Annotated in this window: 8 protein-coding genes; 2 read left to right on the top strand and 6 right to left on the bottom strand. The window is 59.9% G+C overall.

Annotation, left to right across the window (positions count from 1 at the left end; all coding sequences use genetic code 11):
- Nucleotides 1-97: 97 nt before the first annotated feature.
- Nucleotides 98-1,351, bottom strand: a complete 1,254-nt coding sequence (locus NW838_RS00910) for an ABC transporter substrate-binding protein (protein ID WP_414357920.1) — start codon at nt 1,349-1,351, stop codon at nt 98-100.
- Between the two features lie 319 nt (nt 1,352-1,670).
- Here NW838_RS00910 and NW838_RS00905 point away from each other — a divergent pair, with 319 nt between their 5' ends.
- Nucleotides 1,671-2,489: an ABC transporter ATP-binding protein gene (locus tag NW838_RS00905; RefSeq protein ID WP_414329274.1), complete on the top strand. Its 819-nt coding sequence runs from the start codon at nt 1,671-1,673 to the stop codon at nt 2,487-2,489.
- Complete coding sequence (locus NW838_RS00900; RefSeq protein WP_414357918.1) at nt 2,486-3,193, top strand: ABC transporter ATP-binding protein; 708 nt, start codon at nt 2,486-2,488, stop codon at nt 3,191-3,193. The genes NW838_RS00905 and NW838_RS00900 overlap by 4 nt, the downstream gene beginning before the upstream one ends.
- A 45-nt stretch (nt 3,194-3,238) precedes the next feature.
- On the opposite strand, the gene recN is transcribed toward NW838_RS00900, so the two are convergent.
- From recN to NW838_RS00875, 5 genes are all read right to left on the bottom strand, one after another.
- A complete protein-coding gene (gene recN / locus NW838_RS00895) occupies nt 3,239-4,945 on the bottom strand; it encodes a DNA repair protein RecN (protein WP_414427315.1) in 1,707 nt (568 codons plus the stop codon).
- A 169-nt stretch (nt 4,946-5,114) separates the two neighbouring features.
- Complete coding sequence (locus tag NW838_RS00890; protein WP_414357916.1) at nt 5,115-6,149, bottom strand: M14 family metallopeptidase; 1,035 nt, start codon at nt 6,147-6,149, stop codon at nt 5,115-5,117.
- A gap of 234 nt (nt 6,150-6,383) precedes the next feature.
- Entirely contained in the window at nt 6,384-7,853 is a 1,470-nt protein-coding gene (locus NW838_RS00885) for a glutamate-cysteine ligase family protein (RefSeq protein WP_414357915.1), read from the bottom strand.
- Between the two features lie 53 nt (nt 7,854-7,906).
- Entirely contained in the window at nt 7,907-9,877 is a 1,971-nt protein-coding gene (locus NW838_RS00880; protein WP_414357914.1) for an alpha-1,4-glucan--maltose-1-phosphate maltosyltransferase, read from the bottom strand.
- Nucleotides 9,878-10,000: 123 nt separating this feature from the next.
- A complete protein-coding gene (locus NW838_RS00875; RefSeq protein WP_414427314.1) occupies nt 10,001-11,353 on the bottom strand; it encodes a TldD/PmbA family protein in 1,353 nt (450 codons plus the stop codon).
- Between the last annotated feature and the right edge of the window lie 220 nt (nt 11,354-11,573).

Genomic DNA, 11,573 nt, shown 5'->3' with positions numbered 1-11,573 from the left:
CTAAAGCTCAGTAAATTCAGCAAAGTTCAGGGTTTTGGGGGTTAGAGGCATGCTCAGAAGGAGAAACCGACCCCCACTCAGGAGCCGCAGGGGAAAATCAGCTCTCCGGCTCAAACACCTTCAGATCCACCACCTTCCCCCCTTGGAAAGTCCAGTGGGCAAAGGTGCCGGCCACCTCCCCATTCTCATCGAAGTTGATGGATCCAGAGGCGCCGGTGTAGAAGATGTCTTCCCCTTTGCCGATCAGCTCCACCGCCTTGGCCCACTCTCCGGGCAGGATCTCGGTGCCAGGCGGATTGGCCACTTCCCGCAAGGCATCTCGAACAGCGGTGCCGTCGGTGCTGCCGGCTTTCTGAATGGCCAGAGCCAGGACAAAAGCGGCATCGTAGGCGGTGTCGATGTAGGGGGTGGGGGGCAGCTCCCCGTAGGCGGCTTTGTAGGCTTCGGCAAAGATTTGGTAAGCCTTGCTATCGGTGAGGGCCTGGGGCGAAACGCCGATGGATCCCTCTAGCTTTTCGGCTCCCACCTGGGCTGCCACGTCGGGAGAGCGCATGCCATCGGTGAAGACAAAGCGGTCAAACAGTCCTTCTTCCAAAGCTTGCCGCAAAATGACCACACCGTTTTCGGGGTAGCCGATCAGCACCAACGCCTGGGGATCCCCTTCCTTCAGTTGGGTCAGCTCACTGCGATAGGAAGCCTTGCCGGGCTCGTAGGGAACCGACTTGGTGATGGTGCCGCCCCGCTTTTCAAAAGCCGTCTTAAAGCTGTCGGCCAGGCCCTGGCCATAGTCGTTATTGATGTAGATGATGGCCAGGCGCTCCAGCTTCTCTTCACGGGTGATCTGGGCCAAGGCCACCCCTTGGTAGGCGTCGGAAGGAACTGTGCGAAACAGAAAATCGTTGTCCTCCAGGGTGGTAATGGTAGGAGCGGTGGAAGCCGGGGAAATTTGCGGGATCCGATTGGGAACAGAAACCGTCGTGGCCACCGGGATGGTGATGCCACTGCCCAAGGCGCCGATAATGCCGGCCACCTTCTCCACGTTGACCAACCGCTGAGCTGCGTCGATAGCCGGCTGAGCCGACGTCTGGTCATCCGCTTCGACCACTTGGGCAGGGGATCCCAAAATGCCACCGGCGGCGTTGATTTGGTCAATCGCCAGCTTGATCCCTTTGAGGCAGTTTTCCCCGAAGGCCTGCAGATCCCCGGTAAGAGACATCAAGGCCCCGATTTTGACCGGCCCCTGAGTGGCCTGCTGAGCCGTGCTGGGCAGCAGAGTGGTGGCAAGAGCAGCAGCCGTCAGGGCAGCCGCCGCCGCAAAGGCCCGTCGGGTGAGTTTATTCATGCGAGACATAGCCGACAACCTCCTATGAGGGAAGAGAAAGTAGAACTCAGATCCCAAAAGTCAAGCAAGTGTTGAACCGTAGCAGTCAGACGTTGGCTCACCTCAAAGCGTTCCCCACTCCCTCAAGAAAAGATGGCTCCGGGAAACAGGCGGGCCAGACTCAGGATCTCGCCCGTTCCTTGGCTGCTGTAGGGCTGGCTGCGGCCTCCAAAGGCAGTTGCCCCTGTAGGAATCCAGGAAGGATAATGGGCAAACTCGGCCATTGGGCTCATTATATTTTGAGAAATACTGAACTCATCGGTCGGCGGGGTTTTCCCAAGGCAGCGGCGTGATTGTTATCGACGACATCTCCAAGCGGTTTGGCGGCATTAGCGCGGTGGATCACTGTTCCTTCCGCATCGAAACCGGTCGGATTACGGGCTTGATCGGCCCGAATGGGGCAGGGAAGACCACGCTCTTTAACATCATCGCCGGGTTTATTCGGCCCAGCAGCGGGCGCATCTGGCTGGATGGGGAAGACATCACCGGCCTGCCCCCTCACCATCTGTTCCGTCGAGGGCTGGTGCGCACCTTTCAGATCCCGCGGGAGTTTGGCCGCATGACCGTCTTGGAGAACTTGATGGTGGTTCCCCCCAACCAGATAGGGGAAAACCTGTTCGCCACTTGGTTCGGTTGGCGGCGGGTGCAACGACAAGAACGCAACCTGCAAGCTCGGGCGGAAGAGGTTCTGGAACGGCTGAACCTGATCCATCTGCGGGATCAACTGGCCGTCACCCTTTCCGGGGGGCAAAAAAAACTCTTGGAACTGGGACGTACCTTGATGACCGATGCACGGGTGATCCTGCTGGACGAGCCGGGGGCTGGCGTCAACCGCACCCTGCTGGCGGATTTGATGCGCTTTATCGAGTATCTCAACCGCGAGCGGGGCTGCACCTTTTGCATCATCGAGCATGACCTGGATCTGGTGACCCGTCTCTGCGACCATGTGGTGGTCATGGCTGCCGGCAAGGTTCTCACCCAGGGATCCATGGAGGAGATCAAACAAAACCCAGCCGTGCGGGAGGCCTATTTGGGATCTGTGGCACTGGCCGACTCCCTAAACCCACCCCAACCCTCCCCTCTGCCTTCGGAGGGATCCCTCTCATGACCCCTTTGCTGGACATCCAAGATCTCTACAGCGGCTACCGGGGGGTGGACATCCTCAAAGGGATCCACCTGAAGGTGAACCCTGGGCAAATGGTGGTGATCATCGGCCCCAATGGAGCCGGCAAATCGACAGTGCTGAAATCCTTATTTGGCTTGGCCACCATCCGCTCAGGCCGAGTGCTGTTTCAGGGATCCGACATCACCCACCTGCCCGCTGAGCAACTGGTGCGACGGGGAATCGGCTTTGTGCCCCAGACCAACAATGTCTTTCCTTCCCTCACCGTGCAAGAGAACCTGGAGATGGGGGCCTTCATCCGACGCGACAACCCTGCCGCCCAACTGGAGCGGGTTTATGAGCTGTTTCCACCCCTGAAAGAGAAACGACGCCAAGCGGCGGGATCCCTATCGGGTGGACAACGGCAGATGCTGGCCATAGGGCGAGCGTTGATGGTGGAGCCGCAGTTGTTGTTGCTGGATGAGCCGACCGCCGGCCTGTCGCCGCTGTATATAGAACAGACCTTCGCCCTCCTGCGAGAGATCAACCGTCTTGGCATCAGCATCCTCATGGTGGAGCAAAATGCCAAGCAGGCCCTGAAGATGGCGGACTGGGGCTATGTCTTGTCCACGGGAGAAAACCGCTTTGAGGATACTGGCCCCAACTTGTTGAACAATCCTGAGGTGCTGGAGCTGTTCTTGGGCGGGTGAGGCCCTCACCCCCCTCCCCTCACTCAAAACAAAAGGAGAGGAGGGTCAAGCGGGGCTGGCCAGTTGCTGCTTGCGCAGTTGAGCTGCTTGGTTGAGAAGAGCCTCCACAAACGTCATCGCTTCTTGGGCGGAGTGACCGGCAGTGAGTTGGGCCAGTTCTTCGCGGCGTTCTCGTTCTCCCAAAAGCTCCACCCGCACAGAAGTTCGCTTTTGGTGCACCACCTTGTGAACCCGCAGGTGGTGATCCGCCAGGGCAGCGATCAGGGGTTGGTGGGTGACGCAGAGGATCTGGTGATCTCGGGCAATGCTGTGCAGCTTGGTGGCGATGGCTTGCGCCACTTTGCCGGACACGCCGGTATCGACTTCGTCGAAAACCATGGTGGCCACCGGATCGATGCGGCTGAATACGGCTTTCAAGGCCAGCAGAAAACGGCTCATCTCGCCGCCGGAGGCAATGCTGGCCAAAGGTTGAAGAGGCTCACCCGGGTTGGGGCTGATCCAAAAGCTCACCTGATCCACCCCCTCTGCTGTCGGGGGGCCGGGTTGGATCTGCACCCGGAATTGCACTGCGCTCATCCCCAGCGGCCTGAGCTCTTCTATGAGGGCCTTTTCCAGTTGACAGGCCGCTTGTTGCCGCAGTTGGGAGAGCGCTTGGCAATGGCGCTCCAGGTCTTGGGCAGCTTTGTCCAGCCGCACCTGCAATTCCTCTAGGTCGGTGTTGTCTCCTCGCAGTTGGGCCAACTGCGCCTGCACCCGCTCCGCATGGGCCATCACCTCGGCCAAGGTCGGGCCGTATTTGCGGCAGGCTTGTCTGAGTTGCGCCAAGCGCCGTTCAATTTTGTTCAACCGACCGGGATCCGCCTCCAGCGTCTCGCCGTAGCGAATTAGCTCTCGCCCCACCTCCTCCACCTGAATGAGAGCGCTGCTGACCATTTCCGCCAGAGGGGCTAGGTCGGGATCCCGCTGGGTCATGGTCTGGAGCAACCGTTCTACCTGGCCCAACAGATCGGCGATGGCCGGTGAGCCGCTGTCGTTTTGATAGAGCAATTGGTGAGCTTCGTAGCTTTGCTGTTGCAGTTCCACGCGGTGGGCCAGGCGCTCCCGTTCCCGCTCCAGCTTGGCCATTTCGTCGGGATCCTCCAGGCGCAGGGCGGCCAGCTCTTGCGCTTGAAACTCCAGTAGGTCTAGCCGTTGCAGGCGCAGTTGTTGGCTTTGCTGGCGGGATTCCACCTCTGTTTTCAGTTGGTTCCAGGTTTGGTAAAGGGCAGCCACCTCCGCCCGTGTTCGCAACAACTCTTCGCCGCCAAAGTCGTCCAGCCAACGGCGCTGGGTTTGGGGAGATTGGATTTGAACGGTTTGCCCCTGGGCGGTGATCTCCACCAATTTGGCCCGCAGGCTGAGCATCTGGGCTTTGTTCACCAGCACCCCATTCACCCGCAGGCGGCTGGTGAGCTTGCCGTTGCGCAACACCAGCTCGCGACTACAAACCAGGCCCTCCTCTAGGGGGTCGATGTGCTCTTGTTCTAGCCAGGCTTGCAGTTCAGGATTAGGACTGAAGATCGCTTCCACCAGACCTCGTTCGCTGCCAGTTCGCAGAGCCCGAGCTGTACCTCCTAGAGCTGCATCCAGAGCATCGAGGATAATGGATTTGCCGGCCCCGGTTTCTCCGGTGAGCACGTTTAGCCCCGCTCGAAAGGGGATCTCCAATTGCTCGATCAGGGCAAAGTTCTCGATCCGCAGCAGGCGCAACATAGGGATCCCGTGGGCTCAGCGTGCCGTTGGCAGTTTTCAGGATAGGGCTTGCGGGGTCGCTCTGTCCCACGTTAGCGTACCCACCATCCCTCGGTAGACGGGTACTGTTAGCGCAGCGGTGCGGAGCACTACCCGTTCTGGTTTGGGGATCGGAAATTGGCAGCCCGGCTCAGCCGGCCAGGGGGTAGCGCTCCATCAGGTAGCAGAGGCAGTCTTGGCGGATGATGCGGCTGTTGAGGGTGAGCATGCCCGGCATGATGGGCACGCTGGTGCGAATTTCTCCATTGCAGGCATAGAAAAAGCGATCCGCCACATTTTGGCCCTGCTCGTCTTGCACCTCCAGGTGGAAGCCGTTGTTCGTCCAGCCAATAGGGGTGTGGGGGGGAAGCTCCCGAAAATTGAGGAGATCCAAATTCGGCGGGAAGCGGATGTGAGAGGGGGATCCCTCTTGGTTGCCATCCTCTTCCCCAAAGCTGAAGCTCACCTGATCCGGGATTTTGACAATGGCGACGCTGTGGAAGAGGTCGATATCTTGGCGGAAGACAGGGCGCTGCGGGATCGCCGACAGGTGCAGGCAGGCTTCCAAGAATTCGTAGGCATGCTGGGTGCCGTGGGGCTGATCCGGCTTGCCGCATTCCAGGGTCACCGCCGGGCAGAAGCGCCCGAAGGCCATGCTCTGTACCCCTTCTGGCTTGGTGAAATAGAGGACAGTGCGCCCAAACAGGGTGGCCAGGTGCAGGGTAGGGGCATCCAGGTGATTGACACAGGCGTAGTGGGGGTTGGTGCCCGTGTTGTTGTGGATATCGACGCTGGCAAAAACGCCCCGCCGCTGCATTTGCTGCAGGACGGCCTGGGCCATGGCGTGCTCGGGGGTGGAGCCGGGGCCCCAAATGCGGTTGTAGTCGGGTTGGCCGTCCAGCCGCCGTTGTCCTTGACGGGCTGCCTGAACATTGCCGATGAAGAGGGAAAGGGAGCGGGGCAATTCCCGTTCGCGGCAGCGGTGCAGAGGACTGTAGCGGCGGAGAAGCTGTCGCACCGCCTGCCAGCCGGTGGTTTCGTTGCCGTGCAGCAGCACAGAGACAAACAGGGCCGGATCCCGTCGCCCCGGCAGATGGATGAGGGTTGGCCCACCCAATCGGTCGTAAAGCTGATGGGCCTCTAGATCCAGCAGTTGATCCGGTAGATGATCGAGAACGGTGAGCATACTGTTTGGGCTAAGAGGCTCGACTCAAACTTCTGGCTTCTGGCCTCTCTCCCTGGAGTAGGGGGGAGCAGAAGTCCAACGAAGTCCTTGGTCGCGAATGAACCGTTTCGCTGCGGTAGCTCGGGTCGCAACAAGGCCATCTGAGAGAGAGTTTGCCCACTCGAGATGCGGGCCAGGGATCCGTCCTGCCGCCGCGGTGGCCCACCGCTGGTACAACCGGCTGTGGAGAGAGCCCTAGCTGAGATCCCAGGTGTGTACCGGTTGGCCTTGCCGCTGCCGTTCCCAGTAGGCACAGGTCAATTGTTGCATATCTTTACCATGCCGAGCCACGTAGCGGCGCTGCCAGGTGGCCCCATTCTGCCCCGACTCGACGCGGGCGCGGAGAATGCCCAGATACACTTGGATATCCTGTTGGGCCAAGTTCAGTTGGGCCAGCCCTCCCTCGGCCAGGGGGATCAGCTCTTCCAGCAGCAATTGGCGCAGGGATCCCTGCCAACCCTTGAGCCAAGTGATGGGGGCCTCCAGGCCGAAGCGGGCAGCCGTGTAGAAATTGGCGCGGCACTGGGCAAAGCTTAGCTCCTGCTCGGGGGAAACGGGCTGGGATCCCAAGGCTTGCACCAGACCAAAGTAGAAGGCCGCATTGGCGATCATGTCGGGTAGGGTTGGGCCTGCCGCTGCCACCCGCTGTTCGATGCGCAGATGGGGAACCGGATCCAAGCCGATCAGGGGTCGGTTCCAGCGCCAGATGGTGCCGTTGTGGAGGCGCAAATGGGCCAGCTCTGATGGGGAAGTGGCTAACCTTTGTGGCAATACCACCGGGTAGCGATGCAGGTTTTCCCAGAACAGCTCCATCAGGGATCCCTGTACATAGCCTTGCCCGAAGGTGACGCGGGGGTAGTGGGTGGGGGAGGGCGGGGGTGGCCCATCCAAAGCTTGCTCAAACAAAGGGATGCGGGTTTCTGCCCACAGATCGTGCCCGAACAGGTAGGGGGAATTGGCCGCCAGCGCCACCAAAGGGGCCGAGGCGATGAGAGAAGCGTTGAAGTAGCGGGCTGCCTGGTGGGGGGCCACCTGCAGATGGATTTGGAAAGAGGTGGTCGCCGCTTCCAGCATGATGTCGGGGTGAGCCACCCGCAACAGGGTGGCAGGCCCTTCGATCTCCAGCCCCAGAGACGGGATCCCTGGGGATTGCTCGCGCCGGTGCAAGTTCAGGATTTGCTCATTGAGGGCCAGGTAACGCTTGCGGGGGGAGATCATCTCCAAGGTCAGTTGCTTTTGCTGCACCGTGGGCAAAATCCCGATCATCATCAACCCCGCCTGCAAGTGTTCGGCCACCCGGCAACAGCGATCCCACGTTTGGCCCAGCTCTTGCTGAAACTGCCGCAGAGCCGAGCCGACCAAAACTTGGGGCCGGCTGTTGATCTCCACGTTGAACTGGGCCAGTTCCGGCACCACCAGCGGATCGTTCACCGCTTCCAGGTAGGCTGAGTTTATCGGGGCCGGATCTCCCTGAGGGGTCACCAGCCATGCCTCCAGCTCAAACCCGCCCACCGGGGATCCCTGGGCAAAGGGCTGACAAGCCGGATCCAGCCCCGGCGCACCGGCCAACCAGCGCTCCAGCAAATCCGTCTCTTGCCGGAGTTGAGCGGCGAACTTGGCAAAGTCTTCGGCGCCAAAGCTGAGGCAGGCAATCTCCTGGCCCATCGAGAGAACTCCGCAGAGGGCATGACACCACTGTACTGTCCTTCTCAGGGTCTTCAGCTCTCCAGGAGAAAAATATGGGCAGGCATCGTCCAGGGATCCAACTTGATGTAGTTGGTGGATCCCTGCCAGGAATACTGCTGGCCGTCCAACAGATCGGTCAGCTTAAAGGTTTGCCAATGCTCCAAATCCAGAGCCCCCAAGTTGAGGGTGACCCAGCCGGACTGAATGTGGAAAGGATCCAAATTCACTGCCACCAAAATGCGGTTATCGCCACTGAAGGTGCGCTTGGAATAGCAAATCAGGGCCTCGTTGTCGGTGGGATGAAACACCAAGCTCCAGTCGCTCTGCAGGGCCGGGTTTTGTCGCCGGATCCGGTTCACCTGCTGGATCAAAGGCCGCAAGTTATCCGGGGCATCCAGATCCCAGTGGCGGATTTGATATTTTTCCGAGTCCAGATATTCTTCGCTGCCGGGACGGAGCGGGCGGTTTTCGCAGAGTTCAAAAGCCGGGCCATAGATGCCGTAGCTGGCCCCGAGGGTAGCCGCGAGGATCAAACGCAGCATAAAAGCCGGGCGACCCCCCTTTTGCAAAAACTCGTTCAAAATATCGGGCGTATTGGGCCACAGGTTGGGGCGATAGTACTCCCGCATTGAGCTTTGGGTGAGCTCGGTGAAATACTCGGTCAGGCCCCACTTGTCGTTGCGCCAAGTGAAATAGGTGTAGGACTGGGTAAAGCCCAGCTTGGCCAGCGATTTCATCAGTTTTGGGCGAGTGAACGCTTCGGACAGAAAGATCGTCTCCGGGTGCTTGGCTTTGATCTGACCAATACACCACTCCCAAAAGCCGAATGCCTTGGTGTGGGGGTTATCCACCCGGAAGATCTTGACCCCCTGGTCAATCCAGTATTCGATCACACCTTTCAATTCTTCCCAAAGGGCTTGCCAGTTTTCTGTTTCAAAGTTGAGGGGATAGATATCCTGATACTTTTTGGGCGGGTTCTCCGCATATTGAATGCTGCCATCGGGCCGCTTTTTAAACCATTCCGGGTGCTCTTTTACATAGGGGTGATCCGGAGAGCATTGAAAGGCAATATCCAGGGCGATGTCGATGTGGAACCGTTTGGCTTCCGCCACCAGATGATGAAAGTCGGCCAGGGATCCCAATTGGGGGTGAATGGCTTTGTGCCCGCCTTCCAGCCCGCCGATGGCCCAGGGAGAACCCACGTCCTCTGGCTCGGCGGTCATGGCATTGTTTTTGCCCTTGCGAAAGGTGCGCCCAATGGGATGGATGGGGGGCAGGTAAAGCACATCAAAGCCCATTTCCGCAATCAGCGGCAGCCGCGCGACCACATCTCGGAAGGTGCCGTGGGTGTGTTCGTTGGGGCCACAGGAGCGGGGAAACAGCTCGTACCAGGCACTGAAGCGGGCTTTGACCGGATCCACCCAAACCCGCCGCTCTGGGTAGGTGCTGACAAAAGGGCGCTCGCCGTAAACCTGCATCAGGGATCCCAACGTGGGGGATAGGGCTGCTTCTATGGCGGGATCCCCCCCTTGGCGGAGTGTTTGGGCGTAGTTGCGCAGCTTTGCCTGCAGAGAGTGCTCCGCGCCGCCACCGCGATCGCCGCTTTGCTGTTGGGCGGCCCGCTCGATCAGCTCGGCCCCGATCAGCAGCTCCACAGAAACATCCTGCTCGGCCTCCACCCGCTTGTACAGATCCTGCTGCCAGGTTTTGAAGGGATCCACCCAGGCCAAAATCCGGTAAGAAGCTTGGCCGATCTGAGTGACCTGAAATTGGGCCCGCCAGCGGTCGTTGCCGATGGGATCCATGAAGATCTCCTGCCAACCCTCTGCACCGGCCTCGCGAAAACAGAGCACCGCCGAGAGCTGATCGTGGCCGTCGGCGAAGATGTCCGCTTCCACCACCACATACTCTCCCACCGTCCGCTTGATGGCGTAGCGCCCGCCGTCGATTTCCGGTGTCACCGCCTCGATGATGACGCGCTGCCGACCCTCTACTGGCCACATAGGATCCACCCTCTGTTTGTCTCCTGCCTGTTCGCAGACTGGCTACTCTCCACCCTCTGGTCAGGAAGGCTTGTCCGCCCCCCACGATACCCAGTTATTCAGGACTCCGTCCCGCCGGCGCGACTAGCCAGCCGTTACCGATACATCTTCAATGCGCAGAGCAGGAAAAGCCGTGCTGCCGTTGAAAACGGTCACCTCTTGTGAGATGGCGGAGATATTACGCAAACAATCGTAGAGATTGCCGGCAATGGTGGTCTCCAGGATGGGGCGTTTTTCGCCGCCTTTGACCAAGAAGCCCCCTTTCACCACCCCGGAAAAGTCGCCGGTGATGGGGTTGCTGCTGCCGGAAAGACGGGTGACAATAATGCCCCGCTCCATGGCATACAGCTCAGACAGGGGGGTTGTCCCCGGCGCCACTCTCAAACAAGCTGGCCCCACCCCCGGCAGGCTGCCCGCCCCCCCTGTGGCATGGCCGTTGGAGGGAACGCCAGCAGCGCGGGACTCATAGCTGTTGTACATGAAGTTGCAGAGGATCCCTTCGTGAACCAAGGGGGTGATTTGGCGAGGGATCCCTTCGCGGTCGAAGGGCTCAATGGGGTAGCCGGGCAGGCCCAGGCCTTCAGAAACCACGGTGAGCAACGGGCTGGCGATCCGGGATCCCATTTTTTGCGCCAGAGGGCTTTTGCCTTTGCGCACCGCATCTGCCCCCAAGACAAAGAGGAGATCCCCCAGGAAGTCCTCCACCACATCTGGAGGGAGAATGATAGGGCCGCGAAAGCTCTCCCCTTCGGTAGCCCCCAGCGCCCCCACACATTTTTGGACAAAGCGATCAAAAGCCCGCTCCAGCGTTGGGATGAGATCGGCCCGCTTCTGGACGCTGTCGCCGTCGTAGGCAAAGCTGCCCACCTCGTCCCCGTCGATGGCCATGCCAAACAGGGATCCCCCCGCCTCGACACTGTGGTAGTTGGCCCGGATGCCGGTGGAAGAGGCGATAGCCAGGGTCTCTTCCTCAACGCTGAGGGAGCCGTTGTCGATGGTGATGCGAGGGTCTTTGGATCGCACCCACTCCAGCAATTGGGATCCCAACTGGGTCAGGGTGGCGGCATCCAGTTCCAGCAGCCCCGGATCAAGGGCAAAGGGCACCTGGGGCAGAGGTTGGGGCTCCGGCAGCCCGTTCAGGGGATCCGCCGGCGAAGCCTTGGCCATGGTCACAGCCTCAGCCGCCGTCTCAGCTAACTCTTCCGGGCGGTTGGAGGTGGCAAAGCCCAGCCTGCCGCCACAGAAAACCCGAATGCCGAACAGGGTCTCGCTGCTGCTGCGGGCCAGGTTCAGGTCGTTTTTTTCAAACGTGACTTCCGTTTCCCGGCCTGAGTTGGCAAACACTTCTGCCTGGTCGGCTCCAGCGGCCAACGCCTTGTACACACCCTGTTCACAAAGATCCAGCAGGTTTTCCGGGGAAATGATGGAGCTGGGCATAGAAAGCGGGATAGCAAGAGGACAGTCCTATTATCGGCTATGGCTCAGGGATGCCTTTCCCAGCCCCCTGCGGCCCATGGGATCCCAGCACCCACCCCTTCGTCCGACAACGTGACCCTGGTGCGCACCGTTCCAGCCCGCTCCCCCTGGGCAACAATCAGCAGAGAGCATGACTCTAGTCAATAATAAGCTCAACTATACTGAAAATAATGTATAATAT

Source organism: Synechococcus sp. R55.2, from assembly GCF_047462075.1.
Taxonomy (GTDB): Bacteria; Cyanobacteriota; Cyanobacteriia; order Thermostichales; family Thermostichaceae; genus Thermostichus.
Note: the sequence above shows the minus strand (reverse complement) of the source record. Positions and strands in the feature narration are given on the sequence as shown.

Bases quoted from the DNA above. Each gene is read 5' to 3' on its own strand.
- NW838_RS00910 (WP_414357920.1), bottom strand. From the start codon at position 1,351: ATGTCTCGCATGAATAAACTCACCCGACGGGCCTTTGCGGCGGCGGCT.
- NW838_RS00900 (WP_414357918.1), top strand. From the start codon at position 2,486: ATGACCCCTTTGCTGGACATCCAAGATCTCTACAGCGGCTACCGGGGG.
- recN (WP_414427315.1), bottom strand. From the start codon at position 4,945: ATGTTGCGCCTGCTGCGGATCGAGAACTTTGCCCTGATCGAGCAATTG.
- NW838_RS00890 (WP_414357916.1), bottom strand. From the start codon at position 6,149: ATGCTCACCGTTCTCGATCATCTACCGGATCAACTGCTGGATCTAGAG.
- NW838_RS00885 (WP_414357915.1), bottom strand. From the start codon at position 7,853: ATGGGCCAGGAGATTGCCTGCCTCAGCTTTGGCGCCGAAGACTTTGCC.
- NW838_RS00880 (WP_414357914.1), bottom strand. From the start codon at position 9,877: ATGTGGCCAGTAGAGGGTCGGCAGCGCGTCATCATCGAGGCGGTGACA.
- NW838_RS00875 (WP_414427314.1), bottom strand. From the start codon at position 11,353: ATGCCCAGCTCCATCATTTCCCCGGAAAACCTGCTGGATCTTTGTGAA.